This window comes from Nocardia sp. NPDC049737, from assembly GCF_040674755.1.
Classification (GTDB): Bacteria; Actinomycetota; Actinomycetes; order Mycobacteriales; family Mycobacteriaceae; genus Nocardia.
Map to the genome: position 1 here is coordinate 58314 of NZ_JBFANH010000010.1, position 18713 is coordinate 77026.

An 18713-nucleotide genomic window follows, 5' to 3' on the forward strand; every position below is an offset into this window, starting at 1 on the left:
GCCACTAGAGCATCGGCACACGTAACGAAGCCATCGGGTGTTGTTAAGAGGCGGGTGCTGCGACTGGGGTTAACGTGATGCCGCCGCAGCGAGCGGTGTGACCGCTTCCGTGGACTGCTCTTGTTTGTGCCTGCCAGAATTCCGATGCTCTTGGAGGACACATGTTTGCTCCTTTTCGGACCCCCGTTGTCGCGCTCACAGTGGCCGCCGCGGCGACGTTCATCGTCTCCGGCGTTGCGCAGGCGACCCAGCCGACGACTATCGAGATCGACGCCGACGGCGTGGCAATCGTCGGATCTGATGCGACAGGCGAGAAGTTGAGTGTTCCGCTGCGCTACACATGTCACGCAAAAGACGGCAAAGGTCACCTCGGAGTCAACGTCCGCATCGCCGATATCCTGGTAGGCATCGGCAATGCGAAACCGACGTGCGACGGGATCGAGCACAAGGCCGTCATCATCGTGACTGCGAGCCAAGCGGACGACCGTTTCGAGGCTGGCGACGAGATCGCTCTCGAAGTAAATGTGGAGACCGTCGAAGGTGGTACGGCCGACACAGGCACGGACCGGAAGATGGTGGTGCTGTAGGCGAGCGCCCAGCCCGTAGACCAGTTCGGTCTTCGGGTGCCACTGCCGCCACGACGGTTGCGTCTCGAACTCTTCCGGAAATTTTTGTGCCGTCCGGCGAGTTGTCCGAACGGCACAAGACCTGATCTTCAAGGAAGCCCAGGACGCACGGCGCGGAGAGCTATCTCATTGGCAGGCAAACGGAATCGTCAGATTTTATAGGCTGTGGCTACTCGACACAGCGAATTATCGCTTGGATACCGGCAAATTCACTGCAATAGCGCGCGCCCGCCGATGTGAGGCGGAGCGGCACAAAAGAAATCCGGCCCCGTGAGGCGACCCGGACGAAGCGGTGATCTACCGAGGCCCGAATTAGGAGGCGGGCTTGGGCTGGGAGAGATCCCTGACGCCGGTGATCGCATCGATGATGTTGAGGATGGCGGAGGTGCCGCCGTCGAGGGCAGAGCTGCCGGAGTCGAGCATGGCGGAACCGGAGGACGAGCCAGCCGAACCCGTGGATGAGCCACCATCGGCCGAACCCGAGCCCGAGCCGGTGGCAGCGGAGCCGGTGGCAGCGGAGTTAGCGGCGGGGTTAGCGGCGGAGGCGACCGCGACCGGGCCGAAGAACAGGGCGGCGGCGGAGACGGTGGCGGCGGCGGCAAAGACCTTGCGAGAGACCATGTACGGAGCTTCCTTTCACAGATGGATAACGACGCCATCACGGCGCACACCCCAAATGTTATTAAGAAGTGATCTGCAAATCCACTTTTCTTATTGTGCAAATAATCACGGTTAATAATAGGCAAACACTATCTTTAGCCTAGGTGACGCAATTTGATCTTTATCGCTCATGCGAATTAGATGATCAAATTCGCTTGATTTATTCGACGGTGCCGCGAATCGGCATGCGGCGTACCCGATCTCGCAGCGGACCTTCGCTCGCGGCCCGGCGCGAACTCGAGCCGATGACGCGCTCGGGGGCCCGTCGGACGACGGCGAATCCGGCGTTACCGGGCGAGGTGTCGCGCGGCGCGACGGCGCGACACCGAGCTGGGACGATGTCGACCCATGTATCCTCGCTCTGCTGCGCGCCGATGGCCGGGCCCCGGGGCAACCAACTCACCGCCGAGACCGGGGTGTCCTACTCGACGGTGCAACGCCGGATCCCTGAGCCGCGACACCGGCGTGCTCTACTTCGACGTCGACACCGAACGCGCCCGACTCGGCTCGCGCTTCCGTACGCTGCTCCGGATCCCGAGAACCCTCCGAGCCGTCCAGTGGTTCGAGCGCGCGGTCTCAGCTGATGCCCTGTTGATCGGGCTCCATGAGAGCGACGACCCGATCCTTGTCACGCGCCTAGGGTCTGCCGGTTTATTTCGTCGAGATCCTTTTGTGCCTACGCGGGTTGGCGGGAATCACCGACATGCGGTCTGCTGCGAGCGCGTCGGTGGGCCGTGCAGCCATCAGTAGCTCCAGACGAGCGCACATGCCAACGGGTAGATGGAGCGCCGGGCGTCCGGCAGAACCGTGGGACATGTCCGGGAAGTTAGGGGCGCAAGCGACTAATTGCGTGCGGCGTCGATCAGCTGTTGGCGCAGCCAGGTGAGAGGGGTGACGCCGCCGGGGTCGATCGCGTAGTGGGGGTAGCTCTGGTGGATCCCTGACTTCAGGAAATCGTCGATCTGTTTTTTGCGTTCTTCGTAGGCGGAGTTGTTGAGCTGGTCGTGGAGCAGGCCGAGACCGCCTGCGGCGAGGGCGTCGGCGATGAGGTTGCCCGCCTGCTGCTGATAGGGGCCGATCTGGGTGGGGTCGGGGTTGGAGATCTGGGCGAAGAATCCGGCGATGCGGGCGGCGAAGTCGCCGTCGGGGGTTGCGCAGTACAGATCTCCCGGGGCGCAGAAGGTGTAGGTCTTGGGGGTGAGCCAGCCGAAACCGCCCAGGCGTGGACCACCGGCGCCGGCGCCCACGACAGGAGGGCCGATCAGGTTGTCGGTGGGGGAGCGGCGGGGATCGGATATCAGCCCGACCAATGCCACGCGGTCCGGCGCTACGACGCCCAGCCCGGTGCCGATCTCGGCGGCGAGATCACCGGCGGCGTCGGCGCCCTGGCTGTAGCCCAGCAGCGCGAAGCGAGTTGCGCCACAGCGCTGCGCCATCGCATTGACCAGGCCACGGGTGTTGTCGAGGGCTTCGCGTTTGGAGCGGCCGTACACCTCGCCTTCCCAGGGGAACGCGGTCGCGGTGTAGGCGACGTAGTCGGTCTCGACGTCGCCGGGCAAGCCGTCGGCGACGGCGGCGAGCATCCCTCGGCCCGGTTCGGACTTCGAGGTTTCCCATGTGCCCGGAACGGCCACGACATACATGTGGGGGCACTGCTGCGGGGCTGCTTGTGCGGTTGTGGCGACGCCGACCGGAAGGGCGGCGCTCACCAGGGCAGCCGCGCATGCGGCGGTGTTTTTCCATCGAGAAAACATCGTCTACTCCCGGGGTTTCACGATCCAGCGCGTTGTCCGATCGGCGAAGGTTACTTCGCGAGTGTAAAGGGCGTGTCAGCACGGCGCTGGGATTATACGTCAGTTACGCGCTTGACTGGTGGACGAGCAGACCGCCGGGCGCCCCCGGCTAAGTGCGCGTACAACTGACAACGCCATGAATAAGAGGGGGCACGTTCGGCGGAACTGGTTATCGGCCCGGTAACACAATCGGTTTGATCGAGCTGTGGTCGTGGCGGCCGCTGGTCAATGCCGCGCCGACTTCATCGAGGCCGAAGCGGCCGGTGACCAAGCGGTCGAGATCGACTCGTCCGGTGGCGGCGAGGTCGATCGCGGTTGGCCAGGTGTTGGCGTAGCGAAACGTTCCGGTCAGCTCGAGTTCGTGTTCCTGAAGGTAGGGCAGGGGGAGTGGAATATCGTCGCCGCCCATGCCGACCAGTACCACCCGTCCGGCCCTGGCCACAGTGCGTATCGCGTCGCTGATTGCTCGTGGGTGTCCGGAGCATTCCAGCAGCACATTCGGTTCGAATCCGATGTCGCGCAGTGCGGTGCCGGCGACGTCTACGGCTTGTGTGCAGCCCAATTCGATGGCCAGCGCCAGTCGCTGCGGGTTCACATCGGTGATCACGACCTCGGAGGCGCCGAAAGCCAGCGCGGTCTGTGCGGTGACGAGTCCGACCGGGCCCGCGCCGTTGACCAATACCCGGTCGCCCGCACTCACCCGACCTTTACGGCATGCCCATACGCCGACCGATAGTGGTTCGAGCAGGGCGGCCGCCTCGTCGGTCAGTGAATCCGGCACCGGATGGGCGAATTGCTGGTGCAGCACCACGTATTCGCAGAATGCGCCGTCGATCGGGGGTGTGCCGAAGAACCGCATGTGCGGGCACAGGTTGTAGCGGCCGGCCCGGCATTGGCGGCAGGTGAAGTCCGGTACCCCGGGCTCGAGCGAGACTCGTTGCCCGAGGTGATGGTGTCGCGCACCGGTGCCGAATCCGACCACCACGCCGCAGGCTTCGTGGCCGAGCACCAACGGTTGGTCGACGATGTGGTGGCCGATCCGACCGTGCTCGAAGTAGTGCACATCGGAGCCGCATACGCCGACCGCGCTGACCTCGACGAGCACTTCGTCCGGACCCGGTTCGGGCACGGCACGTTCCTCGATCGCGATCTTTCCGACGGCTTCCAGGACCGCTGAGCGCATAGTGTCACTGCCTTTCGTCGCGTGCCAACTCGGCAACCGTCGCCCGGGCGCCACGAGCATGCAGTGCACGCAGTGACGTGACATAGGCGTCGAGGAATCGGGGCCGGTCGATCAGATCGCCGAATACTGTTCTGTTGCTGAGGAATGCGGTGGGGTCGTCGCGTTGGCGGCGGGCCAGCGGTGTCAGCTGGTCGCGGAGCCGGTCGATGACCTCGATCGGCTCGCCGTGCTCGTCGATGCCTTCGGCATAGCGTGCCCAACCGGCAACGATCGTCGCGGCACAGTCGATCTCGCCGGATCCGTCGCGAGTGTCGAGCTGCTGACGGATGACCGGCAGCAGCCATTTGGGGATGCGGTCCGACGATTCGGCACACAGTCTGGCGATGGTGTCGCCGATCGCGGGATTGGAGAACCGTTCGATGAGCGTGTGCTTGTAGCGGTCCAGGTCGACGCCGGGCACCGGGCGCAGGGTAGGTGTTGCCTCACGGTCCATGTAGCGCAACAGGAATCGGCGGAAGTCCGGATCCTGGGCCGCTTCGTGCACGAGGCGGTAGCCGCTCAGATATCCCAGATAGGCGAGTGCCTGGTGGCTCGCGTTGAGCAAGCGCAGTTTCATCAGCTCATACGGTGCGACGTCGGCGACGAGCTGCACCCCTACAGCATCGAAGTCGGGACGGCCGAGGGTGAACGAATCCTCCAGCACCCATTGGGTGTACGGCTCGGTCACCACCGGCCACCGATCCTCCAGGCCATAGCGGCGCGAGAGCTCGGCGGACGCGTCGGGGGATGTCACCGGCGTGATGCGGTCGACCATCGAGCTGGGGAACCGCACCGCATGCTCGACCCAATCACCGAGCTCACGATCACGCAGCCGCGCGAACGCCCCGAAGGTGGCTCGCGCGATATGTCCGTTGCCCTCGATGTTGTCGCACGACATGATGGTGAACGGCGTGATGCCCCGCGCCCGGCGGCGCACCAGCGCCTCGGTCACGAGTCCGAATACAGTGTGGGGCAGACCGCCCGACGCGAGATCGGCCCGAATCGCCGGATCGGCAGCGTCGAATTCGCCGGTGGTCGCCGAGAAGTTGTATCCGCCCTCGGTGATGGTCAGTGAGACGATCCGGATTGCCGGATCGGCCAGCTTCTCGATTACCGCTTCCGGATCGTCTGGCGCATAAAGGTATTCGATGATCGAGCCGATCACACGGGTACGCCAGGTACCGTCCGGCTCGGTGACCGACAGGGTGTACAGGCCATCCTGCGCCGCCAGCACATCGCGCATGCGTCGATCGGCGGGCAGCACTCCGACTCCGCAGATACCCCAGTCGGTCGCGCCGCCCTGCTCCAGTAGCCGATCGATGTACATCGCCTGATGGGCGCGGTGGAACCCGCCGACGCCGAAATGGACTATCCCGGTGCGGATCCGGGTGCGGTCGTAGGCCGGCACCGAAACTTCCGGGGCGAGCCCGTGGATCCTGGCGGCACGTAACGCCGTGGTTGTGGCCCCGTTCATAACGACCCTTCGACTGTTGTGTACGTCACACTCCGATGGTAGCCTCTTGAACAATAGCTCACACGCTGAGCAGATGATCAGGCATCGATGAGGAGCACAGTGGCTACCGAAGCGTCCCGGCCGGGAAATCCGGACGATGTCCGGTTGGCGTTGCGGGCTGCGCAGCTCTATCACCTCGAGGGCGCCACCCAGGCGGAAATCGCCGCCAAGCTGGGTGTTTCCCGCCCGACCGCCGGGCGGCTCATCGCCCGCGCGCGGGCGCAGGGGCTGGTGCGCATCGAGATCAACGTCCCCGACGAGCTGCGCTCGGCTGTGCACGCCGATGTCGAGAGCGAACTCGAGGCGAGGTTCGGGCTCACCGAAGCGGTCGTGCTCGGTGAAGTGCCCGATCGATCCCAGGCGAGCCTGCTCCCGTTCGGTCGCGCCGCGGTCGGCGTCCTGCACCGTCGACTACGGCCGGCGGATACCCTCGGATTCACCTGGGGCCCGGACACCATCGCGGTCGCGCATGAGCTGTGGACGAAGTCGGCACGGTGCGCGACCGTTGTCCAGCTGGACGGTTCGATGACCTCGGGTGACTACCAAACCGGCGTCGATTACACACTCGGCCGCTGCGCCGTTCAATTGCAGGCCACCCCCGTTCGGTTGCACGCACCGCTCTACGCGGATCCGGCGACCGTGACCGCGCTGGAACAGGATTCGCTACTCGGCCGCGCCATGTCTTTGGGGCGAGACGCCGACGTGATGATGTTCGGTGTCGGACCTGTCTCCACCGCCACCACTTTGTTCGAGGGCAGCTATCTCGACACCGCGATCCTCGATGAACTCGGCGAACTGGGCGCGGTCGGGGAAATCGGCGGCCGATTCTTCCGCGCCGACGGCAGCGATGTCGCGGGATCCCTTGCCGCACGCACGGTTTCGGTCGGACTCGACGCCATCCGGGCCTGCCCGACCTCGCTGCTGATTTCCGGCGGAGAGTCCAAGCACGAAGCCGTCCTCGGTGCGCTGCGGGGCGGACTGGCCACCATTCTCGTCACCGATATCGAGTGTGCGCGGTGGCTGCTGGAAAAGAAGGAGAGTTCTGGCCGATGAATGGACACCATGCGAAGGCCGCTGCGGCGCTGGCTGTCGCGGTTGTTATGGGGGTGGGCGGCTGCGCGGGCGCCGGATCGTTCACCTCCAGCGGCGATACCGTCACCATCGCGATGGTTTCGAACTCACAGATGCAGGACGCCATCGCCCTGTCCGGTGAGTTCGAACGCGAAAATCCGGGAATCGAACTCAAATTCGTCTCGCTGTCGGAGAATCAGGCCCGCGCCAAGATCACCGCCTCGGTCGCCACCCACGGTGGTGAATTCGATGTGGTGATGATCAGCAACTACGAGACACCGCAGTGGGCCAAGAACGGCTGGCTGGTCGACCTGTCGGATTACGAGCGCGAGACGCCCGGCTACGAGGCGCAAGATTTCATTCCCTCCCTGCAGAAATCCCTGTCCTACCAGGGTGATATGTACTCCGTGCCGTTCTACGGCGAATCCTCGTTCCTGATGTACCGCAAGGATCTGTTCGAACAAGCGGGGCTGACCATGCCCGCCGAACCGACCTGGGATCAAATCGCCCAGGCCGCCGCGAAACTCGATGATCCCGCCGGTGGTCGCTCCGGTATCTGCCTGCGCGGTAAGCCCGGCTGGGGTGAATCGCTCGCACCGTTGAATACCGTGATCAACACCTTCGGCGGACGCTGGTTCGACGAGAACTGGCACGCCCAGCTCAACAGTCCCGAAGTGGTTCGTGCCGTCGAGTTCTACATCGACCTGGTGCGCGAACATGGTGAACCCGGGGCGGCCGCCAGCGGATTCAGCGAATGCGCCACGCAGCTCTCCCAAGGCAACACCGCCATGTGGTACGACGCGACCTCGGCGGTCTCGGTGCTGGAAGATCCCGCATCCAGCAAGGTGGTCGGCAAGATCGGGTACGCGCCGGCACCGGTCATGCAGAAGCCGAACTCGGGCTGGCTGTACACCTGGTCGCTGGGGATTCCCAAATCAAGTGAAAAACCCGATGCGGCCTGGAAATTCATCTCCTGGATGACCGGTAAGCCCTACATCCGGATGGTCGGCGAGAAGCTCGGCTGGTCACACGTGCCACCGGGCAGCCGGATGTCGACCTATCAGATCCCCGAATACGCCGCGGCGTCGAAGGCATACGGACCGTTGACACTCTCGTCGATGCAGGGGGCCGATCCGGAACATCCCACCGTGGCGCCGGTGCCCTATACCGGAATTCAGTTCCTCGCCATTCCGGAGTTCCAGGACCTCGGAACCAGAGTGAGCCAGCAGATCAGCGCCGCCGTCGCGGGTCGGACCAGCGTCCATGACGCACTCGACCAAGCCCAGCAATATGCCGACGCGGTCGGCCGGTCGTATCGAGAGAACCAGTAGTTATGTCTGAAACCACCACAGCGCCAGCAGCTTCCGACTCGACTACGGAACAAGCACCACCGCCGATCCGCGCGCGGCACGACCGGCTCGCACAAGCCGAAGGCTGGCGCAGGCGCGGTCCGCTGCTACCCGCCCTGATCTTCATGGTTGTGGTCACCCAGGTGCCGTTCGTCTTCACGTTGTACTACTCGACGCAATCGTGGAACCTGGTCCGGCCGGGCTCGCGCCATTTCATCGGATTGCAGAACTACGCGGATGTCTTCCGCGACAGCCAGTTCCGGCAGGTGGCGCTCAACACCGTCATAATGATCGTCGGGACCGTCATCATCTCGGTGATCCTCGGACTACTGCTGGCATTGCTGCTCGATCGCGCGTTCTTCGGCCGCGGCATCGTCCGCACCCTACTGATCACACCGTTTCTGGTGACTCCTGTCGCGGCGGCATTGATCTGGAAGACCACCATGCTGGATCCGGTGTTCGGACTGGTGAATTTCGTACTGAAACCGTTCGGCGCCGGCCAGGTCGACTGGGTGAGCAAGTATCCGCTGCCCGCGGTGATGGCGGACCTGGTATGGCAGTGGACGCCGTTCATGATGCTGCTGATCCTGGCCGGGCTGCAATCGATGCCACGCGATATCGTCGAGGCCGCCCGCGTCGACGGCGCGAACTCCTTGCAGATCTTCCGTGAGCTCACCCTCCCGCATCTGCGCCGGTTCATCGAACTGGGGGCCGTGCTGGGGGCGATCTACTTGGTCAACACCTTCGACGCGGTGTACATGATGACCTCGGGTGGGCCGGGCATCGCCAGCTCCAATCTGCCCTTCTATATCTATCAGCGCGCTTTCCTCGGTTTCGATATCGGTCAGGCCGCGGCAATGGGTGTCGTCACCGTCATCGCCACCACCATCGTCGCGACGTTCGCGTTGCGACTGCTGTTCAAGTCCTTCACCGGAAAAGAGGAAGCCGCATGAACGCGCATGCGCTTGCCGACAAACCCACTGCGGCACAGCAGGTTCCGATACGTCGTCGGCACAACCGAGCGGGCATGCTGTGGGGTGCGCTGGCCTGGGTGATCGGCATCGGAATGTTCTTCCCTGTGCTGTGGATGGTGCTGACGGCGTTCAAACAAGAGGGCGACGCCTACACCGATCCGCCGAAGCTATTCTTCACCCCGACCCTGGACCAGTTCTCCGCGGTCCTCGACAGCGGTATCGGCACCACGCTGCTGAACTCCACCTTCGCCACCGGGATGTCGACGATTCTCGTTCTGGCCCTGGGAATTCCGGCGGCATTCGCGCTGTCGTTACGTCCGGTGCGCAATACCCGCGACGCGCTGATGTTCTTCATCGGCACCAAGATGCTGCCGATCGTGGCGGCGATCGTGCCGCTGTATGTGATCGTCGGCAATATCGGGCTGCTGGACAATATTTGGGCGCTGGTCATCCTCTATACCGCGATGAATCTGCCGATCGCGGTGTGGATGATGCGATCGTTCTTCCTGGAGGTGCCCGGCGAGCTGCTCGAGGCGGCGAGCATGGACGGGGCGAGCCTGTGGACCGCGGTGCGCGAGGTGATCCTGCCGCTGGTATCGCCCGGTATCGCCGCCACCGCACTGATCTGCATCATCTTCTCCTGGAATGAATTCTTCTTCGCGGTGAATCTGACCGCCGTACAGGCACAGACGATTCCGGTGTTCCTGGTCGGCTTCATCACCGGCGAGGGCCTGTACTGGGCGCGGCTGTCCGCAGCCGCGGTGCTCAGCGCCCTGCCTGTCGTCCTCGCCGGCTGGCTCGCACAGAACAAGCTGGTGCGCGGCCTGTCCTTCGGCGCCATCAAGTAAGGAAAAACTCATGGCCACAATCCATTACGACTCCGCATCGTGTGTCTATCCGGGCGCGGAGACGCTCGCGGTCGACTCGCTCGACCTCGATATCGCCGACGGTGAGTTCATAGTCCTGGTCGGGCCGTCGGGCTCGGGCAAATCCACCGCATTGCGAATGCTCGCAGGCCTCGAGGAGATCGATGGCGGCTCCATCCGCATCGACGGTCAGGACATGGTCGGTGTGTCGTCCAAGGACCGCGATATCGCCATGGTGTTCCAGAATTACGCGCTGTACCCGAACAAAACCGTCGGGGAAAATATGGGTTTCGCGCTCAAGATGATGAAAGTGCCGGTGGCCGAACGCAAACGCCGCGTCGCCGAGGCCGCCGAACTACTCGGTCTCACCCCGTATCTGGACCGCAAACCTGCGAAACTGTCTGGCGGACAACGGCAACGGGTGGCGATGGGGCGCGCGATCGTGCGTGAGCCGCGGGTGTTCTGCATGGACGAGCCGCTGAGCAACCTCGACGCCAAATTGCGCGTGCAGACCCGCACCCAGATCGCCGCGCTGCAGCGACGGCTGGGCACCACCACCGTCTACGTCACCCACGACCAAGTGGAGGCCATGACCATGGGGGACCGGGTGGCGGTACTGCGTGACGGCCGGTTGCAGCAGTTCAGCACCCCCGCCGAGCTCTACGACCGGCCCACCAACGCGTTCGTCGCCGGGTTCATCGGATCACCGTCGATGAACCTGTTCCGGGTGCCTCTCACCTCCGGTGGCGTCGACATCGCAGGCACCACAATGGAATTGTCGCGCGAGCAGATGACCCGGCTCGCCGAAGCGAGCTTGGACACGGTGACCATCGGCATCCGGCCCGAACAGCTCGAACTCCGCCGCGACGGAACAGGTTTCACGGTCACCGTGGAACTCGTCGAGGAACTCGGCAGCGAATCGTATGTGTACGCGCGCATACCCGGTGCGCCGATCACCGGCCTCGACGGCGAGCCGTTCACCTTCGTCGCCCGCTCGGCGAGCCGTGCCCCGGCCAAACTCGCTGAGACGGTAACACTCCAGGTCAACGACCCCGCCGCAGTACATCTGTTCCATCCCGTGAACGGAACGCGAATCGCGGCCTGATACCCGGCACAAGGAGGACCACACCGGTGATCACAGTGGTTGGCGAAGCGTTGCTGGATCTCATCGCCGACTCGGATGGGCAGGTCTTCGCATCTCGCCCTGGCGGCAGCCCGGCGAACGTCGCGGTCGGACTGGCACGTCTGGGAGCGCAGGTCACCTTGGCGACCCAGCTGGTCGACGACCTGCCCGGTCGCATCGTGGGAAAGCATTTGCGGGCAAACGATGTGGTTGTCCAACGCTTGCCCGCCCAGTCGTCGGCGACCAGCATCGCCCTCGCTGCGTTGGACAACGACGGCGGCGCCACCTACGACTTCCGGATCGCCTGGGATGTCACCGAACCGCCGCGGATCCTGCCGGATTGCCTATGCCTGCACACCGGATCGATCGCAACCGCCCTATACCCCGGAGCAGCCGTTGTCGAAGACCTGATGCGGACACAGCGAAGGAGTGGTTCGGTGACGATATCGCTGGACCCGAACATTCGCCCTTCCCTACTGGGATCAATCGACGGCGAAAGCGCCAGGGTCGAGCGCCAAGTCGGCCTTGCCGACATCGTCAAGGTCAGCGCGGAAGACCTGCGATGGCTGTATCCGGGCACGGACCCGCGCACCGTAGCGCGGGACTGGCTCGCCAAGGGGCCGGCGCTCGTTGTGGTTACCCTGGGCGCCGACGGCGCTTACGCCCGCACTCCGCGATTCGCGGTGACGCGGATTGCCCCGCAGGTCAGCGTGGTGGACACCGTCGGCGCGGGCGACGCCTTCACAGCGGGCCTTCTCGACGCACTCGGCGGAGCCGGGTTACTGGGTAGATCCCGTCGAGAGCAGTTGGCGGCCATTACCCGGTCCGGGTTGGAAGAAGTTCTGGATTTCGCGATCGCAGTGGCCAGTGCGACCTGTAGCAGACAAGGTGCGGACCCACCGCATTGGAGGTGGGCGGCGAACCGGCATTTCGGGCCGCGCGCTGGGCGCGATTTCTGAACGGACTCATGGCTGCATGCCCCAGTGTGCGTAAGAGCGGTTCACGCAGTCCTGATCGTGGTCATCATGAGCCGGAGCGGGCCGCCTGATGGCGCAGCGCATCGTATGGCTCGAAATATGCCTCGCCCACGATGAACATTCCGCGTTGCGGCAGCCAGAAGTCACCCAACCTCGCCTGCTCGGCCAGCGGCCCAGGAGGACCGATATCGATGCCGTCGATCCGTGCAGCACTGTTCTCGACGGTCCACAGCATCCGCGGGTTGGCACGGAACCATTGACCGTTCGGGGACGTCCCGCTGAGCCGGACTCGCCCGACGCCGAGGGCTGGACCCGCAACCCGCGACATGAGCGCCAGGACGGCAGGGCGTCGCCACAAAGGCGCGGGCAGTATGCGACCGAGACCCGTCATCGCCGCCGTCGCCGCCGATCGTCCCAGTTCGAGATCCCACACAAGCCTGTCTGGCACCTCCACTGTGAACGCGGACGGACCCGTCCACGTCACCGAGATGTGTTCGACCCGTGCGTCTTCGAGGGCTGAGCCGAAATAGCGGGCGCAGCTGGCCTCCGGGGAAATATTGCTGTAGATCACCCATTCGCCGGCCGGGTCTCGATGCCACACCGAGTCGTACCCTGCGCCGACCGAGCTGGCAGGGAAGTGCCGAAGCGCCAAGTAGTGGCCGCTGACGAATGGCATCCCCATCACCCCGTAGCCGGAAAATCGCTCCTGTTCCTCACCTGATGGGAGCGTTGTGTGGACTTCGGCGATCGATCGTGGGCTTTCGGTCATCGCCAGCCTCCTCGAGGAGTCTCGAATGTCATACCGCGCCCGCGGTCTCGTACTCGAGCACTTCACTTGCCGCCCGTTCTCCCGAGCGAACGGCTCCGTCGACCCAACCGCACATGACGGCAGAGCTCTCGGTTCCGGCCCAGTGGATGCGGCCGCACGGTTCACGCAGAGCATGGCCGAATTGGCTGAGGACACCGGTGGGTGCGTGACTCAGCATCCCGCCGCCGGAGTAGCGCTCGACACTCCAATTCTGCTCGATGTAGTCGATGGGGGCGCTGGCCTTTTCACCGAACCGCTCCACGAGTGCACCGAGTATCGCCTTCCTTCGATCGGACTCATCGAGTCGTCCGATCTGCCGCGCGATGGGTCCCTCGGTGATGACACACATGACCCCGGGCCGCCCAGCGTCGGTGCAGGCATCGATGGTGATGGTTGCGGGCGACCCCGGTGCGGCCGATTGTCCCGACAACCCGTCCGCACGCCAGAACGGCTCGTCGTACACGACGGCAATCTTGACGATCGAGCCGCTCGGCATCCGCTGATGCAGGAACGATCGGTCGACCGGCAGCATCGGCTCGTAAAGGATCTGGCTCGCAATCGCCAGGGGAACCGCCACAATGACGCGGCGTGCGCGCACGGTCAACTCGTCGGAGCGTACCGTCACTCCGTCGGCGTCCTGATGGATGTGCCGGACGGGCTGTGACAGGTGGATCGAGTCGCCGATCTCGGCCGCCATCGGACCAGAGATGGCACCCATGCCCCCAACCGGTCGCGCATCTTCGGCGGCGTCCTTGACTCCCAAGACGAAGCCGGGCCCGCCCCCCGACGCCATCTGGTACAGCACAAACAGCAACGACACCTCCGAGGCGTCGGAGGTGTAACAGCCGGCTATCGCGGTCTCGAGGAGCTCATGGGCGGGCTTGGACAGGGTGTTGCTATCCAGCCACTGCGCCAGGCTGATCCGATCCCACTTGTCAGCATTTTTCGCTGTCCACGGAGCTTCGAGGGGAATCGACTTGCACATATGACCCAGCTCGAGAAACACCGCACCGAGGTTCATCGCCGCCCAAGGGCTCATCGTCCACGGGATCGTGCCCGTGTAGCGGTGTTGCTTGCCGTCGACCACCATCATGGCCTCGCCGTCGGTGTACTGCTTGTAACTCGATACCCCGAACTCGTTCATCAACGCATAGATCCGGTTCTGCCCCGGCCCTATCCAGGCGCCACCACGATCGATCCAGGCCCCGTCCGGGCGCATCTCGGTGAACGTGCGCCCGCCGGACCGGTCGCGAGCTTCCAGCAGCGAAACCGTTCGACCCGCCTGTTTCAGCCGCAGCGCGGCCGTCAATCCAGCAAACCCGCCACCAACTACGCAATAGTCGACGTCTGTCATGGAGCGCCGCCCTCGGGTTGAAGTTCCGCGCAAGGCCGCCGTGCGGCCACGCGCACTGCTCACCGCACCCTCGACACAACGGGTGCAAAATCGCCGTCGATCAGGTAGAGCGTCGGATATTCAGCAATTCTAGAGCGAATCCCGAGGCAGGATAAGCCAGTGGGCCGATCCGAGCCGCTGTGCAGACGGCTCGGCCGGTGTCGTCGCATTCGAGATCGGCAGGTCAGCGGTCCGGCGTGAACGGTTCGGTGCCGAGCACCAAGCGCAGACCCGAGATACCGGAATGCGCTCGCGCGTAGGCCAGTTCGTGGCTGATGTCACCGATGTTGTTGACGATGGGAAGCGAAATGGCGAGCGTTGACAGAGTGCCGAGCGCGTAGCCATCGCGGTCGAGCAAGGCGCTGCCGCTGTCGCCCGGGATGCCGGGGATAGGCGCGATAAAGACGTGGGTCCAGCCACCGGCAGCGATATCGTCGATCTTGCTTTCACCGATCTGAGGGGACAGGCTGGCGATTCCGCCACGCAGCAGGGAGTTCCAGTAGCTGTAGAGGCGGTCGCCGGCATTCGTGCCGCTGGTATTGATGCCGACCGGGCCGCCCCAGTGCGGCAGGCTCGGATTGACTTCAGCGGCGGCCTCCGGCGCGAGGCGCACCAGCGCCAAGTCGTTGTAGGCGCAGGTATTGCGGTCCTTCTCACCAATTTCCTGCATGGTCAGCCAGCTGCTATATGCGAGCTGACCGGTGGTGGTGGTCGTCGCCCCGGAGACCGGCGATAAGTTGCGGTTGAAACTCACGGCGGTCCCGAGGGGAAGGCTACCGGCGGTGCAGCCATCGGTATCGGTGACCAGTCCCGTGGTGGCGCAGTGAGCCGCCTGGCCGATGTACACATGGCCGGTGTCATCGACGAAGACGTAGTTCGCCGTGCATTGGACCGCGCCCTCGGTATAGGTCTGTATCCCAGGGGTGATTGCGGCGGCGGCGGCGGGTGCCCATCGATGTCCGGCCTGGTCGGCGGCAACGGTCGGTCCGTAGCTGGCGCCGAAGGTGAAGGCCGGCCGTTGCGGCGACGCAGGAGTCGAAGCCGAAGCATGGTTTTCTGCCGTGCTGTCGGTGCCGGGCTGGCTGCCACAGCCGGCGGCCAAGTACGTGCCGGTCGCGGCGAGTACGCAGGTTACCGGAATGGCGAACGCGCGGCGAAAACTGGACAGCAGCATGGATGGTCTCCTAATCGTTGTGAGGTTGCCGATCTAGCGCGGGGGTGCGGTCGCGGACAGCAAAGCGCCGAGCGCGACGACGTCGCCTAGCGATTGCCACCCGGTCTCCTGCTCGCATTGCTTCCTTGGACAGCGTTGCGCAAACTCGTGGCGATGCTCGAACAAGTTTCAGAGCCCGGCAGGGCAGCTGCCGGGTAAGTCGCGATGACCAGCTGATCTGAACCGTATTCGTTTGCCATCGCGAGGTGATCAGGTATCGCTCAGAAGTAGACCAGACACTGAGATGAAATCTCGCAAATTCCCAGCATAACTACCTGAACCGGCTCGGCGAATCGCGACGCTCCCACCGAGGCGATCATGTCCGCGATACGCCTCCGGTCCAAAGCCGAAGCGCGATGCATCGACGCGACGGCCCCGGTCTGCTGGCCACGACCCGGCCGGGCAATCGCGGGTACGGACCGGACCGACGGAAACCGGGCAATTCTCCCGAACCGGGATCGCCTACGCCGGACCGCGCTACGTGAATCTGCTCACCCGAACTGGACGCACGGCACACCAAGTGCCGACAACGAGTCGCCAATACGACCTGGCGGATTATGGCTTCGAGTTCGACACCTACCGCCCGGCGCCATAGTGCTGCTGTTGACGGCGAAGGCGGCACGAAATCGAATGGACGTGAGAGGGGACTGATGCCACGCAGTGTGGCCATCTCGCTACCACGTCAACGGTGGCGTGCTCGTGATTGTTGATGCGGGGTCATCGTTTGATTCGGCCTCGGATAGCCAGCACGATAAGCGCCAGCAGAATTGGAACTGCCAGTCGCAGTACGATATCGGTAATTTCGCCTATTATCGTCAATGGTGGAATAGGACCGTATCGCAAAAGCGTGGTGCCGGTGTGTACCGAAAACGAGAGAGCCGAGGCGACGCTCCGATCGTAGGTGGGATAGCTGATGTTGCCTGTGGGCAGTGCGACGGACTGCGGCAGGGATCCCTTCATGGGCCCGTCTTTGGTTCCAACGGTTGCGAATATCGCGGTGGCGATCATCAGTGCCAAAATGAGCCACAATAGTGTGCGCGACGCGCGCAGTCCGTACCCGGACCCCATCCAGTACAGGTGGAGCAAACCCCGTTCCCACACACCCCGTTGTTTACCGCCTTCGCATCCGTCGATCGGCTTGCGGCCGGAGAGGCGGCGCATCTCCATTTCTCCGTAGTAGAAGTCGGCAGCACCTGGGGCATCCTTCACATCTTCGAGCCGTTTTCGGAGGTCGCGGTAGATCCGAGCCAACTCGGCATGGTTTGGGAGCTCGTTGGCAGATGGGGTCGTATCTTGTCCGTGAGTGCTGGTTCGACGGTGGAATTGGGGTGCAACATCGCGCCGCCAGAGTTCCTCCTCGTAGAGGACGCTACGTTGAGTGAACCAAAGCGGAAGGCGGAAATGCTTCGTCGTCGGTCGTTTACGTAGGGTGCAGGTCGGGGTGATCCGGAGTTTATCGATGCCGTGTGCGCCCGCGAATCGGCACATCGTGAGATCCAGATCTGAAACTGTGAGAGCATCTATTACGCTGGCGCCGCGGAGAGATGAGAGTTGCGTCGGACCTGCCGCTGACTCTCGGAGGTGTTTGTACATTCTGTGTGCGGCGTGGAGAGTGTCGTTTCGCGTTTCAGTGTAGGGCGGACGTTCCACTGGGTTGGAAGTGTATACGTCCTGCAGTCCGATACCGGAAATCGTGGAGATACGGCTGAATTCAGCGTTGGTGAGGTTGATCGTCGTTGCGCAGAACCGGAACTCTGCTCCTGCATGTAGTCGTATGGATGTGCAGTCCACTTCCGAGGCTCCGACGATCACCTGTGGTCGTTCATAGAACACCGAATCTCTTAGGTCGAGTTTCGCGGTCATGGTTCGGATCAGCAAAGTCGAGCGGAACGTGGATTCGGTGAATTGCAAATCATTTGCAAGGACGTCGGTAAAACGGGCGATATCCGAAAATATGGCCTGCTTGAAGAATCCGCAGTTGCCGGTCGTGTTGACTGTCGCTGTGCCCTCGTCGCCGCGAGGATGGGCGTCGCCCATCGCCGCTCTGTTATCCTGAAGCTTTGCTTCATAATCTCCCATGAAGACTGCGCCCTCGAAGTGTGCTTCGCCGGCGAACGTAGTGCTGTAGAAATTGGCATTTCTGCCGAATAGGGCCCGCTGGAAATTTGCTCCCTGTGAGAATTCTGCCTCTCCGAAAATGGCGGAACCCCAGAATGCGGCCGATCTGAACAGAGGTTGACGTATGAACTTGCTCCGGGCGAATTCAGTTAAGTGCTTGAATGTCGCCGCGCTGAAGATTGCCGTCCCTTCGAAATGGGCATAATTGAACGCCGCCTTTCGATTGAAGAGGCAATTTTCAAATCTTCCGTCGCCTGCGAAGATTGCAGCATCGAAATTCGTTGCACTCTGGTCGGATTGTAGATCGGACCAGTCGGCGGAAAGTGCGAATTTTGCCTCCGTAAATTCGGCATCCGCACAGAACTGAACTCTTTTGAAGAACGACCTCTTCTCGAATATGGCCTTGCGGAACTTGCAGTTGCGATAGAAGGAGGCTGAGTTGAAGGAAGCATTTCCGGTGAAGTGGGAGTTGTCGAAGGTTGTTTCGCCTGCGAATTGGGCCGAGAAATTGGTCTGATTTCCGAGGAAATGGGTGGTGTCGAAATTTGTTTTCCCCTTGAAAACCGTTTCGTCCGCGCAGCGGATGTCACTGGTGAACGTGCAGACAGTGGCGGTAACGTCGCGATTGAATCGCGATCGGTTCCAGATGATGTCGCCGGCAATGAGGCATCGGCCCAGGGCAAGGCTGCGTTCGATGGTGATGCCGCTGAGGTCCAACGTCCCGGTGATGATCGCGCCCCTCAGGTCGATCTCTGGAGAGTCGGCTCCGTCGGCAAGGAGGAGTTCACGCAGGAACGCCGCCCGAACCTCACGATCGGGGTCGCGCCATCCGGTGATGACTTCGGGCGATGGGCAATCTTCGGGACTTATCAGGCGGCAGGACTCGCCCGCATGGAATGCCGCCAGCAGCCGGTGCTCAGCTGGCAGGCTCGCGCGGAGCTCCTGGTTGGTCATTTGACCTCACCTTTCCTGCGTAAAGCCGCTCTGTGCAGACGAGCGAGGTCGGC

At 63.3% G+C, this 18713-nt stretch carries 15 protein-coding genes; 7 read left to right on the forward strand and 8 right to left on the reverse strand.

From position 1 onward, the window contains the following. The first annotated feature begins 200 nt into the window (after nt 1-200). Nucleotides 201-587 (forward strand): hypothetical protein, encoded by a 387-nt coding sequence (locus tag AB0J47_RS15495; protein WP_364345764.1) that lies wholly within the window; start codon nt 201-203, stop codon nt 585-587. Between the two features lie 351 nt (nt 588-938). On the opposite strand, the gene AB0J47_RS15500 is transcribed toward AB0J47_RS15495, so the two are convergent. The 4 genes from AB0J47_RS15500 to AB0J47_RS15515 form a co-directional block, all read right to left on the reverse strand. Further along, on the reverse strand, nt 939-1247 hold the full coding sequence (locus AB0J47_RS15500; RefSeq protein ID WP_364345766.1) for a hypothetical protein: 309 nt from the start codon (nt 1245-1247) through the stop codon (nt 939-941). Between the two features lie 881 nt (nt 1248-2128). Next, on the reverse strand, nt 2129-3040 hold the full coding sequence (locus tag AB0J47_RS15505) for a cutinase family protein (RefSeq protein ID WP_364345768.1): 912 nt from the start codon (nt 3038-3040) through the stop codon (nt 2129-2131). 208 nt (nt 3041-3248) lie between these two features. Next, nucleotides 3249-4262 carry an NAD(P)-dependent alcohol dehydrogenase gene (locus AB0J47_RS15510; RefSeq protein ID WP_364345770.1) on the reverse strand — a complete coding sequence of 338 codons (1014 nt, stop codon included), beginning with the start codon at nt 4260-4262 and terminating at the stop codon, nt 3249-3251. Nucleotides 4263-4266: 4 nt separating this feature from the next. Further along, nucleotides 4267-5775: a mannitol dehydrogenase family protein gene (locus tag AB0J47_RS15515; RefSeq protein WP_364345772.1), complete on the reverse strand. Its 1509-nt coding sequence runs from the start codon at nt 5773-5775 to the stop codon at nt 4267-4269. Between the two features lie 99 nt (nt 5776-5874). Here AB0J47_RS15515 and AB0J47_RS15520 point away from each other — a divergent pair, with 99 nt between their 5' ends. The 6 genes from AB0J47_RS15520 (at nt 5875) to AB0J47_RS15545 (ending at nt 12156) form a co-directional block, all read left to right on the forward strand. Next, entirely contained in the window at nt 5875-6867 is a 993-nt protein-coding gene (locus AB0J47_RS15520; protein ID WP_364345774.1) for a sugar-binding domain-containing protein, read from the forward strand. Between the two features lie 47 nt (nt 6868-6914). Further along, entirely contained in the window at nt 6915-8216 is a 1302-nt protein-coding gene (locus AB0J47_RS15525) for a sugar ABC transporter substrate-binding protein (protein WP_364346085.1), read from the forward strand. 2 nt (nt 8217-8218) lie between these two features. Then, on the forward strand, nt 8219-9187 hold the full coding sequence (locus AB0J47_RS15530; RefSeq protein ID WP_364345776.1) for a sugar ABC transporter permease: 969 nt from the start codon (nt 8219-8221) through the stop codon (nt 9185-9187). A 74-nt stretch (nt 9188-9261) separates the two neighbouring features. Then, nucleotides 9262-10056 (forward strand): carbohydrate ABC transporter permease, encoded by a 795-nt coding sequence (locus AB0J47_RS15535; RefSeq protein ID WP_364346087.1) that lies wholly within the window; start codon nt 9262-9264, stop codon nt 10054-10056. Between the two features lie 10 nt (nt 10057-10066). After that, on the forward strand, nt 10067-11179 hold the full coding sequence (locus AB0J47_RS15540; protein WP_364345778.1) for an ATP-binding cassette domain-containing protein: 1113 nt from the start codon (nt 10067-10069) through the stop codon (nt 11177-11179). Between the two features lie 26 nt (nt 11180-11205). Continuing rightward, a complete protein-coding gene (locus AB0J47_RS15545) occupies nt 11206-12156 on the forward strand; it encodes a carbohydrate kinase (RefSeq protein WP_364345781.1) in 951 nt (316 codons plus the stop codon). A 64-nt stretch (nt 12157-12220) separates the two neighbouring features. Here the strand turns inward: AB0J47_RS15545 and AB0J47_RS15550 are convergent, their stop codons facing one another. From AB0J47_RS15550 to AB0J47_RS15565, 4 genes are all read right to left on the reverse strand, one after another. Continuing rightward, nucleotides 12221-12943, reverse strand: coding sequence for a hypothetical protein (locus AB0J47_RS15550; RefSeq protein WP_364345783.1), 723 nt, complete (start codon nt 12941-12943; stop codon nt 12221-12223). Between the two features lie 28 nt (nt 12944-12971). After that, nucleotides 12972-14336: an FAD-dependent oxidoreductase gene (locus tag AB0J47_RS15555; protein WP_364345785.1), complete on the reverse strand. Its 1365-nt coding sequence runs from the start codon at nt 14334-14336 to the stop codon at nt 12972-12974. Nucleotides 14337-14559: 223 nt separating this feature from the next. Beyond that, entirely contained in the window at nt 14560-15549 is a 990-nt protein-coding gene (locus tag AB0J47_RS15560) for a hypothetical protein (RefSeq protein WP_364345787.1), read from the reverse strand. Between the two features lie 756 nt (nt 15550-16305). Further along, nucleotides 16306-18660, reverse strand: a complete 2355-nt coding sequence (locus tag AB0J47_RS15565; protein ID WP_364345789.1) for a pentapeptide repeat-containing protein — start codon at nt 18658-18660, stop codon at nt 16306-16308. Nucleotides 18661-18713: the final 53 nt, after the last annotated feature.